This is a genomic window from Pseudomonas sp. NPDC078700 (assembly GCF_044542375.1).
Taxonomy (GTDB): domain Bacteria; phylum Pseudomonadota; class Gammaproteobacteria; order Pseudomonadales; family Pseudomonadaceae; genus Aquipseudomonas.
Genome location: NZ_JBITUI010000004.1, coordinates 567940 through 586176, shown reverse-complemented (window position 1 = coordinate 586176; position 18237 = coordinate 567940). Strand labels below are relative to the sequence as shown.

Sequence of the window (18237 nt, the reverse complement as noted above, 5' to 3'; positions counted from 1 at the left end):
CCTCTGACTTTTTTCAACCGTTCTTGACAGTTGAACCGTTCTTAAACCGCGGCAGCGCCGCCGACGATTTCCGAAATCTCTTGGGTAATTGCTGCCTGACGCGCCTTGTTATAGATCAGCTGCAAATCACTGATCAAATCACCGGCGTTGTCGGTGGCGTTCTTCATTGCAATCATCCGTGCAGCTTGTTCAGCCGCGTTGTTCTCAACCACTGCCTGGTACACCTGCGACTCCACGTAACGCACCATCAAACCTTCTAGAAGCTCTTTGGCGTCGGGTTCATACAGGTAGTCCCAGTGATGCTTGAGCTCTTGATCCGGAGTCGCCACCAATGGAATCAACTGCTCCACTGTCGGCTGTTGCGTCATGGTGTTGATGAACTTGTTCGAGACCACGGACAAACGATCGATACGACCTTCTAGGTACGCATCGAGCATTACCTTAACGCTACCAATCAGATCATTGATCGATGGTTCTTCGCCCAGGTGGCTGATCGCAGCAACAACATTGCCACCAAAGTTACGGAAAAACGCCGCACCTTTGCTGCCAATCACGCAGAGATCAATCTCCACGCCTTGCTCGCGATTGCTCGCCATGTCTTTGACCAAAGCCTTGAACAGGTTGGTGTTCAGACCACCACACAGACCACGGTCACTGCTTACCACTACATAACCAACACGCTTAACTTCGCGCTCGATCATGAACGGGTGGCGGTATTCCGGGTTGGCGTTGGCCAGATGACCAATTACCTGACGGATACGCTCCGCGTAGGGACGGCTAGACGCCATGCGCATTTGTGCTCTGCGCATTTTGCTTACCGCCACCTTCTCCATGGCGCTGGTGATCTTCTGCGTGCTTTTGATGCTCGCAATCTTGCTGCGAATCTCTTTTGCGCCTGCCATTTGACACCTATCAGGTTAGCAAGCGAGGGCCGCTAAGCCCTCGCTGCGGCTTACCAGGTTTGGGTGGCTTTGAACTTCTCGATACCGGCCTTGAGGCTAGCATCGATTTCGTCGTTGAAGTCACCCTTCACGTTAATCTGCGCCAACAAGTCAGCGTGATCACGGTTGAAGTAAGCAATCAGGGCCTGCTCGAATGCGCCAACTTTGGCGACTTCGATATCCCGTAGGAAACCACGCTCAGCTGCATACAGCGACAGCGCCATGTCTGCGATAGACATAGGTGCATATTGCTTCTGCTTCATCAGCTCGGTAACGCGCTCACCGTGCTCAAGTTGCTTACGAGTGGCTTCGTCCAGGTCAGATGCGAACTGGGCGAAAGCCGCCAATTCACGGTACTGAGCCAGAGCGGTACGGATACCACCGGAGAGCTTCTTGATGATCTTAGTTTGAGCCGCACCACCTACACGGGATACCGAGATACCAGCGTTGACCGCTGGACGGATACCGGAGTTGAACATCGAGGTCTCAAGGAAGATCTGACCGTCAGTGATCGAAATCACGTTGGTTGGTACGAACGCAGAAACGTCGCCAGCCTGGGTTTCAATGATTGGCAGCGCGGTCAAAGAACCGGTTTTGCCAGTCACAGCACCATTGGTGAACTTCTCAACGTACTCTTCGGATACGCGCGATGCACGTTCCAGCAGACGGCTGTGGAGATAGAACACGTCACCTGGGTAGGCTTCACGACCTGGTGGACGGCGCAGCAACAGGGAAATCTGACGATAAGCCACTGCTTGCTTGGACAGATCGTCATAAACGATCAGCGCGTCTTCACCACGGTCACGGAAGTATTCACCCATGGTGCAACCGGAGTACGCAGAAATGTACTGCAGCGCTGGCGATTCAGAAGCCGAAGCTGCCACCACGATGGTGTTAGCCAGGGCGCCGTTCTCTTCCAGCTTGCGCACTACGTTAGCGATGGTCGATTGCTTCTGACCGATTGCTACGTAAACGCACTTAATGCCGCTGTTTTTCTGATTGATGATGGCGTCAACTGCCAAAGCAGTCTTACCGATCTGACGGTCACCAATGATCAGCTCACGCTGGCCACGGCCTACCGGGATCATGGCATCGACTGACTTGTAGCCAGTCTGTACCGGCTGATCAACCGACTTACGCCAGATCACGCCCGGTGCAACCTTTTCAACAGCGTCGGTAGCGACGTTGTTCAGCGGGCCTTTACCGTCGATTGGATTACCCAAGGCGTCAACAACACGACCCAGCAGTTCCGGACCAACCGGAACTTCGAGGATACGGCCGGTGCACTTCGCGCTCATGCCTTCTGCGAGCGTGGTGTATGCACCCAGTACGACTGCACCTACGGAGTCTTGCTCCAGGTTCAGTGCCATACCGTAGACGCCACCCGGGAACTCGATCATTTCGCCATACATAGCATCGGCGAGACCGTGAATACGCACGATACCGTCAGATACGCTGACGATAGTGCCTTCGTTTCGGGCTTGGGAAGAGACGTCGAGTTTCTCGATACGTCCCTTGATGATTTCACTTATTTCGGAAGGATTGAGTTGCTGCATAGCTCTGCTGCCCCTTCAAACTCAAGATTTCAATGCTTCGGCCAGTTTCGCGATTTTACCGCGAACTGAGCCATCGATAACCAGGTCGCCGGCGCGAATGATGACACCCCCTATCAGGGCGGCATCCTCCGCGGCGTGCAGACGCACTTCTCGACCGAGCCGTGCACTGAGAACCTTGGCGAGTTTGTCTTGCTGTTCGTCGTTCAACGCAAAAGCACTGGTCACATCAACGTCTATCGACTTTTCCTGTTCGGCTTTATACAGCTCGAACAGCTCAACGATTTCCGGCAACAAAGCCAGACGGTCGTTTTCAGCCAATACGTGGATGAAATTGCCTACTTGGGCGTCAAACTTGTCACCACACACTTCAATAAAAGTGGTGGCCTTGTCTTTACTCGTCAAACGCGGGGCCTTGAGCACGCGCTGGATGGTATCGTCTTGCGATACCGCAGCAGCCAGGCCGAGCATGGCTGACCAATTGGCCAGTTGCTGGTGGGCCTGGGCGTACTCAAAGGCAGCCTTAGCGTAAGGTCGGGCCAACGTGGTCAATTCTGCCATGATCGCGCCCTCGCTTAAATTTCCGCTGCCAGTTTAGCAACCAGCTCCGCATGCGCGTTTTGGTCGATCGAAACACCCAAGATCTTCTCAGCGCCGCCGACAGCCAGAGCACCCACTTGGGCACGCAGCGCGTCTTTAACACTGTTCATTTCTTGTTCGATCTCAGCCTGAGCTTGAGCCTTCACACGGTCAGCTTCGACGTGAGCCTGTTCACGGGCTTCGTCGACAATCTGGGTACCGCGTTTCTTGGCTTGCTCAATAATTTCTGCTGCCTGTGTTTTAGCTTCGCGCAGTTGTTGACCCGCTTTCTCTTGGGCCAACTCCAAATCACGAGCTGCACGGTTGGCAGCGTCCAGACCTTCTGCGATCTTCTTTTGACGTTCTTGCAGAGCAGCGATGACCGGAGGCCATACGTACTTCATGCAGAACATCACGAAGATGAAGAAGGCAACGGCCTGGCCAATCAGGGTTGCATTAATGTTCACGCCAACACCTCGCTCGTTCGTTGTCTATCACACCGTATCACTCGAATTAACGAGTGATTAGCCTGCGATTTGACCAACGAAAGGGTTCGCGAAGGTGAAGAACAGTGCAATACCAACACCGATCATGGTCACGGCGTCGAGCAAGCCGGCGACGATGAACATTTTCACTTGCAGCATTGGAACCATTTCTGGCTGACGCGCAGCGCCTTCCAGGAACTTGCCGCCCAGCAGGCCGAAACCAATGGCAGTACCAAGGGCGCCCAGGCCGATTAGCAGAGCAACAGCGATCGCAGTTAAACCAACTACAGTTTCCATTTTTCCTCCCGACTTTTATGTCGTATTGGTTAAGTGTTTCTAAGGTTAAGCGGTAAAGCTAAATCGTTTGTCCAGCATGCCCTCACGGGCGTCCACCAACATCCCGCGCACCGTGTTTATACGGTGCGCTAAGGCTATTAGTGGTTGTCTTCGTGAGCCATCGACAGGTAGACGATGGTCAGCATCATGAAGATGAACGCTTGCAGCGTGATGATCAGGATGTGGAACACAGCCCACGCCCAGCTCAGGGCAACGCCCAAAGTGCTGAGCAGGAGCATGCCACTGCCGAACATCACGGCAATCAGAATAAAGATCAGTTCGCCGGCATACATGTTACCGAACAGACGCAGTGCCAGAGAGATTGGCTTAGCGATCAACGTTACGAACTCAAGCAAGAAGTTCACCGGAATCAACAGCGCTTGAACCAGAATGTTCTTGCTGCCGAATGGGTGCAGGGTCAGTTCGCCGATAAAACCGCCAATACCCTTAACTTTAATGCTGTAGAAAATGATCAGCGCAAACACAGACAAGGCCATGCCCAGTGTCGCGTTTGGATCGGTGGTTGGTACCACACGGAAGAACATATGCTCGTCACCGGCAATTTTCTGCGCCAGAACGGGCAGGAAATCAACTGGCACCAAGTCCATCAAGTTCATCAGGAAGATCCAGACGAAGATGGTCAAAGCCAAAGGTGCGATCAGCATGTTACGGCCATGGAAGGTGTCTTTGACACTGCCATCGACAAACTCGATCAGCACTTCAACGAAGTTCTGCAAGCCGCCAGGTTGGCCGCTGGTAGCACGTTTGGCTGCCATGCGGAAAATAAGAATAAAAACCAGACCAAGAACCACGGACCAACCCAAGGTATCCACGTGGAATGCCCAGAAGCCCATTTCTTTAGCTTGTTCTGCTGTGTGAGCGAATCCCCAATCACCTGTAGGCAGTTTCCCAAAAGTCAGGTTCTGCAAGTGGTGCTGGATGTAGCCCGAAGCGGTTTGCTCTGCCATGTTTGCCTCAAACGCCCTAAGGTCTCAAAAGTCTTGTTCTCGTTAGCAGGGGTGAAAACCAGTTGACCAATTGGGTCAGAAGGAAAATGCTGAAGACCGCCAGCGCATCCAATGGCTTCACACCTGCAAACGTCAGTGCAAATAGCACTGCCGTTAGAATTAATTTGCCCGCTTCACCGGCATAAAAAGACCGGACTATGGCTTGAGCAGCCCTGGCACCAGAAAACCGGAACGCCTTGTGGGCAAAATAAACATTCGGCAGCCATGCAATCAGGCCGCCGCACAATCCGGAATATCCGGAGACGCTACCCCGCCACTGCCAAAGAACAGCAGCCGCGATCAATACAACCATCAGTTGGACAACAAGCACCGGAAACACCGGTAGACGATGGAACGGCAGGCGATTCGGCGTGCGAACTTCCATCATTGCTTTCCTGAAATCTGACGTTTTACGTCAACAGCCCATGAACTAAGACTTGGCATAGTTTGTGCCGTCGAAATGCGCGCAGAGTATAGGGGCGCAAGCGCCCCCATTCAACTGTCAGGTAGTGATTTCCGACTAGTGCTACATTTTCAATTGTTTCAGCGAATGTGAGCGAGCACACCTTGCAGCTCATCGAGCGAGCTGTAGCGGATGACTAATTGGCCTTTGCCCTTCTGCCCGTGCTTGATTTGCACCGGAGAGCCTAGCCGCTCGGCGAGGCGTTGCTCAAGGCGACTGATATCGGGGTCAACCTTGGCGACTGATTTAGGCTGTTCTTTAGTGCTCAACCACTGACGAACCAAGGCTTCAGTTTGGCGCACGGTGAGGCCGCGTGCGACAACATGTCGCGCCCCCTCAACCTGCTGCTCAGCCGGTAGACCGAGCAATGCACGGGCATGGCCCATTTCCAGGTCACCGTGGGAAAGCAGCGTTTTGATCTCTTCTGGCAAAGCAATCAATCGCAGCAAGTTGGTGATTGTCACCCGCGACTTACCCACAGCTTCGGCCACTTGTTGTTGCGTCAGCTGGAATTCTTGCTGCAGACGTTGCAGGGCCATGGCCTCCTCAATCGGATTGAGGTCTTCACGCTGAATATTCTCAATCAGCGCCATGGCGATGGCAGCTTCATCGGCCAGTTCACGGACCATAGCCGGAATCGTGTCGAGGCCAGCTTGTTGGCTGGCACGCCAGCGACGTTCGCCGGCAACAATTTCAAAACGGCCTTGTGCGACTGGGCGCACCACAATGGGCTGCATTACGCCGTGGGATTTAATCGATTGTGCGAGTTCTTCAAGGGCAGCAGGGTCCATGTCACGGCGCGGCTGGTATTTACCCCGCTGAACCAGGTCTAACGGCAGGTACTGTAATTCGCTGCTATCGACCTTTGCCGCTTCTTCCTGCAATGCGTCGACACTGGTGCCACCCAGCAGTGCATCCAAGCCTCGTCCCAGCCCTCGTTTCTTGGCGGCCATGCAGAAATTCCTTATGCAGTAACTGTTCGGGCGCGTGAACGCTGACGGCGAACCAATTCGCCCGCCAGTGCCAAATAAGCGATGGCACCCCGCGATTGCTTGTCATAGACCAACGCCGGCATGCCATAGCTTGGAGCTTCGGCTAAACGCACATTGCGCGGGATTACAGTTTGGTAAAGCAGGTCACCAAAATGTTCCTTAAGCTGAGCAGAAACATCGTTGGTCAAGCTGATGCGCGGGTCATACATGGTGCGCAAAAGCCCTTCAATTTTCAGGGTCGGATTGAGTAGTTTGGCGATGCGCTGAATGCTGTTAACCAGATCACTCAGGCCCTCTAGCGCATAGTACTCACACTGCATCGGAATGATTACACCGTCGGATGCGACCAAGGCGTTAACCGTGAGCATCGACAAAGACGGTGGGCAATCAATCAGAATGTAATCGTAATTCTCGCGGATCGGCGCTAAAGCGTTAAGCAGGCGGCTCTCCTTCATTTTCATTTCGAGCAGACCCACTTCAGCAGCGGTCAGGTCACGGTTGGCTGGCAGCAGTTGATAACCGCCATGTTCCGAGAACTGCATGGCTTGACCCAGATCGCTCTCGCCAATCAACACATCGTAGATCGAGTGTTCGAGTCCGTGTTTATCCACACCACTGCCCATAGTGGCGTTGCCTTGCGGGTCCAGGTCGATCAATAGCACCCGGCGCTTGGTTGCAACCAGTGAAGCAGCCAGATTCACGCAGGTGGTGGTCTTGCCCACGCCGCCTTTCTGGTTAGCTATTGCGAATACTTTTGCCATGCTGCGTTCCCCTTAGACCGAGCGACGCAGTATCAACAGATGCCGCTGGCCTTGGCAACCGGGAACCTTAAGAACATGCGTTTTAATCAGCGTAAAATCGGTTGGCAATTCTTGCAGCTCATCATCCGGATGGACACCTTTCATGGCCAGCCACTGGGTTTTGTCGTCACCAAGATGGCGAGTCCAGTCAGAAAAATCTTTGAGCGAACTAAATGCCCGCGAGCTAATTCCGCTGAACGGTTGCTCAGGTGTGAATCCTTCAACGCGGCTGTGGATAACTTGCAGGTTTGCCAACTTAAGTTCGAGTTTAACCTGGGTCAGAAAACGGGTTTTCTTGCCGTTAGAGTCGAGCAGGGTAAATTGCTTGTTGGGGAACAGGATCGCCAGCGGAATCCCCGGCATGCCGCCGCCACTGCCAACATCCAACCAGTTATCCCCAGCCTCATGGACATAAGGCGCAACGCTCAGGCTATCAAGTAAATGCCGGGAAACCATTTCGTCCGGGTTACGCACCGCCGTCAGGTTGTAAGCCTTGTTCCACTTGATCAACAGTGCCAGATACGCCATCAACTGGGCTTGTTGCTCAGCCGAGACTTCAACACCCAGTTCAATTGCGCCTTGAGCCAATTCTGCAGCATGACCTTCGGTCACCAATGACGATCCCCCTGAAATCAAGCGCTCTGCTCCAACTGCTTACCGGCTCCGCGTTTTTTAAGGTTAATCATCAACAGCGAAATTGCCGCTGGGGTGACACCCGGAATTCTTGATGCCTGACCGAGGGTTTCTGGTCGCGAGTCGCCTAGCTTGTGCTGGATCTCTTTGGACAGCCCAGAAATCGTCGAATAATCGATATCCACAGGCAACTTGACGTCTTCACTGGCACGCAGTCTTGCGATTTCATCTTGCTGGCGGTCGATGTAACCGGCGTACTTGGTTTTGATCTCAACCTGCTCAGCCACTTGCGGGTCCAAAGCACCGCCACCCGTAACGTCTACCAGCCCAAGGTAATCAATTTCCGGGCGCGACAGCAGGTTAAGCAGATTGTATTCGTGAGTCAGTGGCGTGCCGAAGCGCTCAGCTACTGCATCGCCTTGCGGCGTGTTTGGTCGCACCCACGTGCTTTTCAGGCGCTGCTCTTCCTGAGCGATTGCCTCACGCTTGGTTTCAAACGCAGCCCAACGCTGATCATTGACCAGGCCCAGTTCGCGGCCCTTTTCAGTGAGGCGCAGGTCGGCGTTGTCTTCACGCAGGATCAAACGGTACTCCGCGCGTGAAGTGAACATGCGGTACGGCTCTTGGGTACCCAAGGTGATCAGGTCGTCGACCAATACGCCAATGTAGGCTTCATCGCGACGCGGACACCAGGAGTCCTTGCCCTGCGCACGCAGCGCAGCGTTTGCACCTGCGAGCAAACCTTGTGCACCGGCTTCTTCGTAGCCGGTAGTGCCGTTGATTTGTCCAGCAAAGAACAACCCGGCAATCACTTTGGTTTCCAAGCTGTATTTCAAATCACGCGGATCGAAGTAGTCGTATTCGATGGCATAACCTGGGCGCACGATGTGGGCGTTTTCCATGCCGACGATAGAGCGAACAATCTGAATCTGCACGTCGAATGGCAATGAAGTGGAAATGCCATTTGGATACAGCTCATGGGTATTGAGGCCTTCAGGTTCGATAAAAATCTGATGGCTTTGCTTATCGGCAAAACGATGAATTTTGTCTTCGATAGACGGGCAATAGCGTGGGCCAACCCCTTCAATCACGCCTGAATACATCGGCGAGCGATCTAAGTTGGCTGCAATAATCTCGTGTGTACGCGCATTGGTATGGGTGATCCAGCAACTGACTTGTTGCGGATGCTGTTCTTTCGAGCCCATGAACGACATCACTGGAATTGGCGTATCACCGGGTTGCTCAGTCATTACTGAAAAATCTACAGAGCGCCCATCAATGCGTGGTGGTGTGCCGGTTTTCAGGCGACCAACGCGCAGCGGTAATTCACGCAGACGCTGCGCCAATGCAATTGAGGGCGGATCACCGGCGCGACCACCGGAATAATTTTGCAGACCTATGTGGATAAGTCCGCCCAAGAATGTGCCGGTGGTTAAGACCACTGAGTCTGCGAAGAAGCGCAAGCCCATCTGTGTCACCACGCCTTTAACTTCATCGTTCTCAACGATTAAGTCATCAGCAGCCTGTTGAAAGATCCACAGGTTTTCTTGGTTTTCTAGGGTTTCGCGAATGGCCGCTTTGTACAGCACGCGATCAGCTTGTGCTCGGGTTGCACGAACGGCTGGGCCTTTACGGCCATTTAGCACACGAAACTGAATTCCACCTTTGTCAGTGGCTTCAGCCATGGCGCCGCCGAGTGCATCAATTTCCTTTACCAGATGGCTTTTACCAATCCCACCAATCGCAGGATTGCAACTCATCTGGCCGAGGGTTTCCACGTTATGGGTCAGCAGCAGAGTTTTCACACCCATGCGTGCAGCTGCAAGCGCAGCTTCGGTGCCGGCATGACCACCGCCGATAACGATCACCTGAAAACGGGAAGGGAAATCCACCACGCACCTCGTGTTTGTTCTGAACGCTCGCGTTCTGAAATGGGGGGCTTTTGATACGAGACTGACAGTGAGTCAGGCATAGAAAAGCTAGCTAGCCGATAAGTATAGGCAGTTAGGCGTGGGTAAAGAAGTCTTTTGCACAAAAAATAGCCAATCGGTCAGCGCTTTTATATGGGATTTCACTTAGGTACGAAGCGGTCGGTTAATAAAAATATAAAAGAAAGAATTTTTAAAGATCTTTATTTTTATGTTTATAAAGTAGGGCATCGATTTCTGTGGATACATTCATACAGGCCTTTACTCATCAACTGTACAGCGATGTATGGATCTGTGTGGAGCCTGGATTCAAACTGTCAGATAACAGTCATTATGCTGTGGATTAAACAGTGTGTTATCCACAACCTGGTTTATGCTCAGCTTTATCACCGGGTTATCGACTGGGCTCAGGTAGGGTTTTCCACAGGGTTTATGCACAGTGCTTTATTCTGTGGATTGAACCCTACAGGCTCCAAATTTAGTGGTTCTTAGTGAGGTATAAATAAGCTGTTGAGATAGAAACCGCCGACCATCAACAGCACAAATAAACTTGCAGCCAACAACATGGGCTTGAATCCCGCTTTTTTAATAACACGCCACTGGGTCTGGCTGCCTAGAGCCGCCATGGCCATGGCTAGGGTTAATTGGCTAAGGAGTTGCAGGCTGTGGATAACCTGGCTAGGCAAGGCAACCCAACTGTTGATGCAGGCTGCAGCAATAAAACCGAATACGAACCAAGGTACTGTGATTTTGGCCTTGGTTTGCCCACTTGATTGTTCATCACGAAAGAGCAATGTGCTCAGAATGAGAATGAAGGGTGCCAGCAGCATCACTCTGATCAGCTTGACCACCACGGCAGACTGCAGCGCCTCGCCTCCTACAGAGTCGCCTGCTGCCACAGCTTGGGCTACCTCATGAATGGTGCTGCCGATGTAGATGCCAAAGTTATGTTCAGTCATGCCGCTGAAGTGAAATATCAGTGGATAAATAAACATGGCCAAGGTGCCGAACAGCACCACGGTGGCTACAGCAATGGTCACGTACTGCTGTTTGGCTTTGAGCACCGGTTCACTGGCCAGGACTGCTGCTGCGCCACAAATTGCGCTCCCTGCAGAGATAAGCACCGCCATATCGCGTGGCAAGCCAAAGAGTCTTATCCCCAGCCAGGTACCCAATAACAAAATGCTGGTTGTGACTGTGATATCCAGCACTACCGCTTGCCAGCCGACCTGCACGATTTGTTGAAAGCTCAAGCTGAAGCCAAACAGGATGATGCCGGTGCGTAGCAACCGCTGTTGGCAGAACCTTGTGAATAACTTTTCCCGCTGGCTAGGTTCAGCCAGGTTGAAATGCCCGTAGATGGCACCCAGCAATATGGCCAAGGGTAAGGCACTCAGCCCAAAATGGCTGATGGCAGGTATTTGCGCGAGCAGTAAGGCGCTGATGGCGATAACTGGTAGGGCGATTAGTGTGCGCATGGGATTCACTTCTATCCATAACAATTGCTATGGACGACATACTCAACCAAGGCTAATGTTAATAAAAACGCATATTTCTTATCCTGTGCATAAGTAAAACCGAACGATGAGCATAAGTTTAAGGCAACTTAAAATTTTCGAAGCTACAGCTCGCTTAGGCCGTTTGACTGCAGCAGCAGATGACCAGGCCATCAGTCAGTCTGCGGCGAGCCAGGCCTTGCGCGAGCTGGAGTCAGGCTTGGGTTATCAGCTGTTCAATCGGGTAGGCCGAGAGTTGCTGATCACTGATGCTGGTCGTGAAGCCTTGCCCAAAGTCGGGCTTATATTGCAGACCTTAAATAACCTTATACACAGCCCAAGTGATGCCATCAGTGGAACCTTACGTGTTGCTGCCAGCCTTACCATAGCCAGTTATTTACTGCCCAAGCTGCTCAGCAGTTTTATCCACAAGCACAGTGAGGTTGATCCTGATGTACGCATCAGTAATACCGAGGAAGTGATAAGCGCTGTTGAAAAGGGACAGGTGCATTTGGGGTTGATCGAAGGACCGGCCTTGCACAGTCAACTGTGCATAACTCCCTGGTGCGAAGATCAGTTACAGGTGTTCTGCCGCCCAGATCATCCGCTGGCTGCTGTGGGTAAGTTATCGGCCGAGCAAATATGCGAACAACGCTGGGTATTGCGAGAACCCGGTTCGGGTACTCGGGCGGTATTTGATGCTGCTGTGCAGCAAGTCTCTGGCCAAGTGAAACTTGCGCTGGCGTTGAATCGTCAGGAGGCAATCAAACAATCGGTTAAAGCAGGGCTCGGAATTGGTTGTTTGTCCGGGTTGTCTATTGCTGATCAGGTGGCGGCGGGTGATTTAGTCATACTGCAAACACCGCTGGAGTTGCGCCGGCGTTTCTCCTTGATTACCCAGCCACTGCATGAAGGAAACGGCTTAGCCCAGGCTTTTATTATCCATTTGCAGCAAAGCATCAAGCCTGTGGATAACTGAATAGTTTGCGACCGCACACAATTATTTACCTATACAAAAGCTCGAGAAAATCCGACCCAGCAGGTCGTCAGAGCTAAATGCACCGGTAATCTCACCCAAGGCCTGTTGGGCGTGGCGTAAGTCTTCAGCAAGTAGCTCACCTGCGCCTGCAAGGGTGAGCTGTGCATAACCATGATCGAGATGAGCCTGGGCTTGATGGAGTGCATCGAGGTGCCTGCGTCGGGCGCTGAAGCTGCTTTCCGAGGTCTGTTGATAACCCATGCAGGCCTTGAGGTGATCACGGAGTAAATCTAAACCCTCGGTCGATTTCGCTGACAAGCTAATCGTGACGTGGCCATCATCACTGACTTCAAGTGCCACCGGCTCATCACTCAAGTCAGCTTTGTTGCGGATCAAGGTGACTTTTGCCGGGTCTGGGCGCAGGTCGAGAAACTCTGGCCACAGCATAAAGGGGTCTGCGGCTTCTGGCGCAGTAGCATCCACCACCAATAATATTCGGTCTGCTTCAGAAATCGCTTTGAGCGCGCGCTCAACACCAATTTTTTCCACATGGTCGTCGGTGTCTCGAAGGCCAGCAGTGTCGACCACATGCAACGGCATGCCATCTATGTGGATATGTTCGCGCAAGACATCCCGCGTGGTGCCAGCAATTTCGGTAACGATAGCCGCCTCACGGCCAGCCAACGCATTGAGCAAGCTTGATTTACCTGCATTGGGCCGCCCGGCAATAACTACCGTCATGCCGTCTCGCAGTAATGCGCCCTGGCCAGCTTCGCGAACTACATCGAGCAAATCAGCGCGGACTTGTTGCAGCAAGCTGAGGACATGCCCATCGGCGAGAAAATCGATCTCTTCCTCAGGGAAGTCGATTGCTGCCTCCACGTAAATTCGCAGACCAATCAAACGCTCTGTTAAGTTATGCACACGACGTGAGAACTCACCTTGCAAGGAGCGTAAGGCGTTTCGGGCAGCCTGTTCTGAGCTGGCTTCAATCAAGTCGGCAATGGCTTCAGCCTGAGCCAGGTCAAGTTTGTCATTTAGAAAAGCGCGTTCGCTAAACTCACCGGGCCTTGCTAAGCGCGCGCCCAGTTGTACACAGCGGCGCAGTAGTAGATCGAGCACCACAGGGCCACCATGGCCTTGGAGTTCGAGTACATCTTCTCCGGTGAATGAGTTAGGCCCCGGAAAGTACAAAGCCAAACCTTCATCAAGCACGGTTTCTGCATCGCTGTAGAAAGGCCCATAGTGCGCATAACGAGGCTTTAACACACGCTGACAAAATGCCTGTGCCATTGCCCCGGCCAGTGGTCCGGATACCCGAACGATGCCAACGCCACCACGACCTTGGGCGGTGGCAACTGCTGCAATGGTTTCACCGGCTACTTGCATGCTTATCTCCGAAATCTTATCCACAGCCAACATAGCAAAACGCCCCTGAAGAGGGGCGTTTTGTTTGCAGCTTAGCCAATAACGTTTAGCTACTTGGCTTCAGCTGCCTTCGTTGCGGCTTCAATCTTGCGTGTAATGTACCACTGCTGCGCAATCGACAAGCAGTTGTTCACAACCCAGTACATAACCAGACCGGCAGGGAACCAGAGGAAGAAGAAGGTGAAGATGATTGGCATCATTTTCATCACTTTTGCCTGCATCGGATCCGGCGGTGTCGGGTTCAGCTGCTGCTGAATGAACATCGAAGCGCCCATGATGATCGGCAGAATAAAGAACGGGTCTTTAATCGACAGGTCAGTAATCCAGAACATCCACGGGGCTTGGCGCATTTCCACGCTTTCCAGCAGTACCCAGTAAAGCGCAAGGAATACCGGCATCTGGACCAAGATAGGCAAGCAACCACCCAAGGGGTTGATCTTCTCTTTCTTGTACAGCTCCATCATGCCCTGAGACATTTTCTGGCGATCGTCACCAAACTGTTCTTTCAGTGCAGCCATTTTTGGCGCAACGGCACGCATGCGCGCCATCGACTTGTAACTGGCGGCTGACAGCGGGAAGAACAAGGCCTTGATGCAGCAGGTCAGAATAATAATTGACCAGCCCCAGTTACCCAGAATGCTGTGGATATGTTGCAGCAACCAGAAGATAGGTTGAGCGATAAACCACAGAATGCCGTAGTCGACAGTCAATTCCAGACCTGGTGAGAGGCTACCCAAGTATTTCTGGATTTTTGGGCCAGCATACAGGGTTGCGCCAATTTCACCGGTGCTACCCGCAGCAACGCTAACCGCTGGGCTGGTGTAACCGATGATGTAGTTACCTTGGCTGTCTTTGCGCGTCTGAATAACGTTGCTTTCGCTCTGATCCGGCACCCAAGCGGTGACGAAATAGTGCTGCAACCATGCAATCCAGCCACCGTTAACGGTTTCTTTAACGGGTTTCTTGTCGATGTCTTTCATCGACACTTTTTGATAAGTCGAATCAGGAGTCGACATGGCCGCGCCCAGATAGGTCGCAGTGCTGGTCGCAGTTGTTTTCGACGGATCATCGCTGTTGTCGCGCTTGAGCTGGGCAAACATGTTGCCGCTCCACGCTGCACCGCTCTGGTTGTCGATCAGGTATTTAACATCAACCTTATACGACGACGGATCGATACAACCTGGCTTCTTGAGCATTTGCTCTTTAGCCGAACACTCAGGATTCAAGCCACGCTTGAAGGTATAGCGCTTGATGTAGTTAACGCCGCTTTCGCTGAGCGTCAGGTCAACCACCAATTGCTCTTGGCCGTCGGCCAATTCGTAGCTCTTCTGCGCACTGCTCCACAATGCACGACCGCTGGATTTATCCGGTGCATTGCTGCCAATCAGGCCGCTTTGCGCCAAATACGTACGCTCATTGCCGTTATCAAACAGCTGGAAAGGCACGTCCGGACGATCTTGGCGACGTGGATACTGAGGCAATGTCAGTTGTACAACATCACCGCCACGTGGGTCGATTGCCAAGTTCAGCACATCAGTCTTAACCCGGATCAGATCATTGCTTTTGGCAATCTGAGTGGTGTCAGGCTTAAGTTGTGCGGTATTGGCAACAGCAGGGATATCACCAGCGCTGGTGTTCTCAGCGACAGGGGTATCGGGCAGATCGGCGGAGGTGTTGGAAGTTACTGTCGTATTCTGAGTCGGGTAGTCAGCTTGACCATAGTCTTGGTTCCACTTAAGAACCATCGTATAGGACACGACTGCCAGGGCGACGATCAGGATCGAGCGTTTGATATCCATGATTATTCGGCCATCGAAGAGGTACGGGATTTATTCGCAGGAGGAACCGGATCGTAGCCGCCGGAATTCCATGGGTGGCAGCGACCTAACCGACGCACGGTCAGCCAGCCGCCACGTATGACGCCATGTTGTTCAATGGCCTCATACGCGTAGCAAGAGCAGCTTGGATAAAAGCGACAATGACTCGCCATCAGTGGGCTGATGGCGTAACGGTAAAACTGGATTGGAGCTAGAGCCAGCTTACGCATTGGGTTTGTCACTCACCCCAGAAGGGACGGCTACTTCAGGGCTGGGTTTGCTGCGGGCAAGGCGCTTCCAGAGTTTATTGAACTGCTGTGCAAGTTCAACATTCTCTAAATCGCCCAGGCCCTTACGCGCCACAACCACGATATCCCAACCGGTCAGGTTATCCTGACTCTGGCGGAATGTTTCGCGGATCTGGCGTTTAAGGCGATTGCGCTCAACAGAGAGCTTTACGCTCTTTTTACCGATCACCAAGCCCAAACGGGGATGATCTAGGTCGTTGTTGCGCGCAAGCAGCAGGACATTTCTACCCGGAACTTTACCGCTAGGGGAGTCGAAGACTGCCTTGAATTGCCGGGGAGTTAGCAAACGCTTATCCCGGCTGAAGCCTCGACTCACCACAAGACAGAAAAATTAAACGGCGAGACGAGCACGGCCCTTGGCGCGGCGACGCGACAGGACAGCACGGCCGTTCTTGGTAGCCATGCGAGCACGGAAGCCATGGGTGCGAGCGCGTTTGATGGTGCTTGGTTGGAAAGTGCGTTTCATGGTGTGTTACCTGGTTGATCGACAACGGGCCGGAATGGCCCCCGTTTTAAGAGACCGGCGATTGTAGAGAAACAAGAGGGATAGGTCAATTTCCAACCAGCATGTCTTTTACATTGAGTTGCTTAGAGATAAATAAAGAGAAGAGATTATTTAAAGATCTTTAGATATGTTTGTAATGATTAGGCAGGTTATCGTCTGTGGATAAGTAATTCAACACCTTGAGAGCAGCAGGTTACAGCGGATGACAAGGCTGTCGAGAAACCGTGCTGCAACTGTGTGCTTGCAGCGCATAAGCTGAGGATGAAACCGTTATTTATCCACAGGCGCAGTTATCGAGTGCTTATGCTCAGGCTTATCCCGAGGGCTGATGATTAGTTATCCACAGAGTTTTTGCCATCCCGCTTGCCGCTTGGTTTTTCCAATAAGGCATTGATTTTATATAGCCACTGGCATTTTTACGTGTGGATAACTCAGCGCCTGACGGCTACAATAGCGACTGATTTTGCCTCACCGCCTTTCGATCTTAGGGGATGTCAGTGTCTGTGGAACTTTGGCAGCAATGCGTAGAACTTCTACGTGATGAGCTGCCTGCTCAGCAATTCAACACTTGGATTCGTCCATTGCAGGTCGAAGCCGAAGGCGACGAGCTTCGTGTGTACGCGCCAAACCGCTTTGTACTTGATTGGGTTAACGACAAGTACGTGACCCGCCTTCTTGAATTGCTTTCAGAGCGTTCCGAGGGGTTAGTGCCTGCGCTGTCCTTATTAATAGGTAGCAAGCGTAGCTCCAAGCCGCGAGCAGTCACTGTGCCGACACCTTCACCGGTATCATTGGCTCCTGTGGCCGCAGAGGCACCCGTTCAAGCTCAGGCTGCTGCGCAACCGGCTGTACAGGTCAATCCTGAGCGTTCGCGCTTTGATGGCTCCGCCAATGCTACGCCTGCGGCACAGCCTCCCCGCACTGAACGTGCCGTGCAGGTTGAGGGTGCGTTAAAGCACACCAGTTATCTGAACCGTACCTTTACCTTTGATAACTTTGTCGAGGGTAAATCCAACCAGCTGGCTCGCGCGGCTGCTTGGCAGGTGGCCGACAATCCAAAGCATGGTTACAACCCGTTGTTCCTTTATGGCGGCGTAGGCCTGGGTAAAACCCACCTTATGCACGCTGTGGGTAACCACCTGTTGCAGAAGAATCCTAATGCCAAGGTTGTGTACCTGCACTCCGAGCGTTTTGTCGCTGACATGGTTAAAGCCTTGCAGCTCAACGCAATCAACGAGTTCAAACGATTCTATCGCTCTGTTGATGCGCTGCTGATTGACGACATTCAGTTCTTTGCTAAAAAAGAGCGCTCCCAAGAAGAATTCTTTCATACTTTCAATGCCTTACTTGAAGGTGGCCAACAGGTTATCCTGACCAGTGACCGGTACCCCAAAGAGATCGAAGGGCTTGAAGAGCGTTTAAAATCGCGTTTCGGCTGGGGCTTGACCGTAGCGGTAGAACCACCTGAGCTGGAAACACGTGTAGCGATCTTGATGAAAAAGGCTGATCAAGCCAAAGTCGACTTGCCTCACGATGCTGCATTCTTTATTGCTCAGCGTATTCGTTCTAACGTGCGAGAGCTTGAAGGTGCGCTAAAGCGTGTGATTGCACACTCGCACTTTATGGGCCGTGACATTACGATTGAGCTTATTCGTGAGTCATTGAAGGACCTGCTTGCGCTGCAAGATAAGCTGGTCAGTATTGATAATATTCAGCGTACGGCGGCTGAGTACTACAAGATAAAAATTTCTGATCTGCTGTCCAAACGTCGTTCGCGCTCGATTGCGCGTCCGCGACAGGTGGCCATGGCATTGTCGAAGGAGCTGACCAACCACAGCTTGCCTGAAATTGGTGATGCCTTTGGCGGTCGCGATCACACCACTGTATTGCACGCATGCCGTAAGATTGCTGAACTAAGGGAATCCGACGCGGATATCCGCGAGGACTACAAAAACCTGTTGCGCACACTGACAACTTAATTCGCAAC

Annotated in this window: 19 protein-coding genes; 2 read left to right on the top strand and 17 right to left on the bottom strand. The window is 52.5% G+C overall.

Annotation, left to right across the window (positions count from 1 at the left end; genetic code table 11):
- Positions 1-41: 41 nt before the first annotated feature.
- The 12 genes from atpG to ACIGCM_RS16800 form a co-directional block, all read right to left on the bottom strand.
- A complete protein-coding gene (gene atpG, locus ACIGCM_RS16855) occupies positions 42-902 on the bottom strand; it encodes a F0F1 ATP synthase subunit gamma (protein ID WP_397503214.1) in 861 nt (286 codons plus the stop codon).
- 50 nt (positions 903-952) lie between these two features.
- Positions 953-2497: a F0F1 ATP synthase subunit alpha gene (atpA, locus tag ACIGCM_RS16850; RefSeq protein WP_397503213.1), complete on the bottom strand. Its 1545-nt coding sequence runs from the start codon at positions 2495-2497 to the stop codon at positions 953-955.
- Positions 2498-2518: 21 nt separating this feature from the next.
- The gene (locus ACIGCM_RS16845) at positions 2519-3055 is read right to left on the bottom strand and encodes a F0F1 ATP synthase subunit delta (RefSeq protein ID WP_397503212.1); all 537 of its coding nucleotides are present in this window, start codon (positions 3053-3055) and stop codon (positions 2519-2521) included.
- Between the two features lie 14 nt (positions 3056-3069).
- Positions 3070-3540: a F0F1 ATP synthase subunit B gene (locus tag ACIGCM_RS16840; RefSeq protein ID WP_397503211.1), complete on the bottom strand. Its 471-nt coding sequence runs from the start codon at positions 3538-3540 to the stop codon at positions 3070-3072.
- A 57-nt stretch (positions 3541-3597) separates the two neighbouring features.
- Positions 3598-3855, bottom strand: a complete 258-nt coding sequence (atpE, locus tag ACIGCM_RS16835) for a F0F1 ATP synthase subunit C (protein WP_003097235.1) — start codon at positions 3853-3855, stop codon at positions 3598-3600.
- 137 nt (positions 3856-3992) lie between these two features.
- On the bottom strand, positions 3993-4862 hold the full coding sequence (gene atpB, locus ACIGCM_RS16830) for a F0F1 ATP synthase subunit A (protein WP_397503210.1): 870 nt from the start codon (positions 4860-4862) through the stop codon (positions 3993-3995).
- A gap of 16 nt (positions 4863-4878) precedes the next feature.
- Positions 4879-5286 (bottom strand): F0F1 ATP synthase subunit I, encoded by a 408-nt coding sequence (locus tag ACIGCM_RS16825; RefSeq protein ID WP_397503209.1) that lies wholly within the window; start codon positions 5284-5286, stop codon positions 4879-4881.
- A gap of 158 nt (positions 5287-5444) precedes the next feature.
- Positions 5445-6317, bottom strand: coding sequence for a ParB/RepB/Spo0J family partition protein (locus ACIGCM_RS16820; protein WP_397503208.1), 873 nt, complete (start codon positions 6315-6317; stop codon positions 5445-5447).
- A gap of 11 nt (positions 6318-6328) precedes the next feature.
- Positions 6329-7117: a ParA family protein gene (locus ACIGCM_RS16815; RefSeq protein WP_397503207.1), complete on the bottom strand. Its 789-nt coding sequence runs from the start codon at positions 7115-7117 to the stop codon at positions 6329-6331.
- Positions 7118-7129: 12 nt separating this feature from the next.
- Complete coding sequence (gene rsmG / locus ACIGCM_RS16810; protein ID WP_397503329.1) at positions 7130-7789, bottom strand: 16S rRNA (guanine(527)-N(7))-methyltransferase RsmG; 660 nt, start codon at positions 7787-7789, stop codon at positions 7130-7132.
- Positions 7789-9681, bottom strand: coding sequence for a tRNA uridine-5-carboxymethylaminomethyl(34) synthesis enzyme MnmG (gene mnmG / locus ACIGCM_RS16805; protein ID WP_397503206.1), 1893 nt, complete (start codon positions 9679-9681; stop codon positions 7789-7791). The genes rsmG and mnmG overlap by 1 nt, the downstream gene beginning before the upstream one ends.
- 524 nt (positions 9682-10205) lie before the next feature.
- Complete coding sequence (locus tag ACIGCM_RS16800) at positions 10206-11195, bottom strand: YeiH family protein (RefSeq protein ID WP_397503205.1); 990 nt, start codon at positions 11193-11195, stop codon at positions 10206-10208.
- Between the two features lie 106 nt (positions 11196-11301).
- Between ACIGCM_RS16800 and ACIGCM_RS16795 the strand changes: the two genes are divergently transcribed.
- On the top strand, positions 11302-12192 hold the full coding sequence (locus tag ACIGCM_RS16795) for a LysR family transcriptional regulator (RefSeq protein ID WP_397503204.1): 891 nt from the start codon (positions 11302-11304) through the stop codon (positions 12190-12192).
- A gap of 21 nt (positions 12193-12213) precedes the next feature.
- Here the strand turns inward: ACIGCM_RS16795 and mnmE are convergent, their stop codons facing one another.
- The 5 genes from mnmE to rpmH all read right to left on the bottom strand — a co-directional run bounded on the left by mnmE (position 12214) and on the right by rpmH (position 16211).
- Positions 12214-13581, bottom strand: coding sequence for a tRNA uridine-5-carboxymethylaminomethyl(34) synthesis GTPase MnmE (gene mnmE, locus ACIGCM_RS16790; RefSeq protein WP_397503203.1), 1368 nt, complete (start codon positions 13579-13581; stop codon positions 12214-12216).
- Positions 13582-13670: 89 nt separating this feature from the next.
- On the bottom strand, positions 13671-15419 hold the full coding sequence (yidC, locus tag ACIGCM_RS16785) for a membrane protein insertase YidC (RefSeq protein ID WP_397503202.1): 1749 nt from the start codon (positions 15417-15419) through the stop codon (positions 13671-13673).
- Between the two features lie 2 nt (positions 15420-15421).
- Positions 15422-15667, bottom strand: coding sequence for a membrane protein insertion efficiency factor YidD (gene yidD, locus ACIGCM_RS16780; RefSeq protein ID WP_397503201.1), 246 nt, complete (start codon positions 15665-15667; stop codon positions 15422-15424).
- Entirely contained in the window at positions 15660-16061 is a 402-nt protein-coding gene (rnpA, locus tag ACIGCM_RS16775; protein WP_339489139.1) for a ribonuclease P protein component, read from the bottom strand. The genes yidD and rnpA overlap by 8 nt, the downstream gene beginning before the upstream one ends.
- A 15-nt stretch (positions 16062-16076) precedes the next feature.
- The gene (gene rpmH, locus ACIGCM_RS16770; protein ID WP_003213577.1) at positions 16077-16211 is read right to left on the bottom strand and encodes a 50S ribosomal protein L34; all 135 of its coding nucleotides are present in this window, start codon (positions 16209-16211) and stop codon (positions 16077-16079) included.
- Between the two features lie 536 nt (positions 16212-16747).
- Here rpmH and dnaA point away from each other — a divergent pair.
- A complete protein-coding gene (gene dnaA / locus ACIGCM_RS16765; RefSeq protein WP_397503200.1) occupies positions 16748-18229 on the top strand; it encodes a chromosomal replication initiator protein DnaA in 1482 nt (493 codons plus the stop codon).
- The last annotated feature ends 8 nt before the right edge of the window (positions 18230-18237 follow it).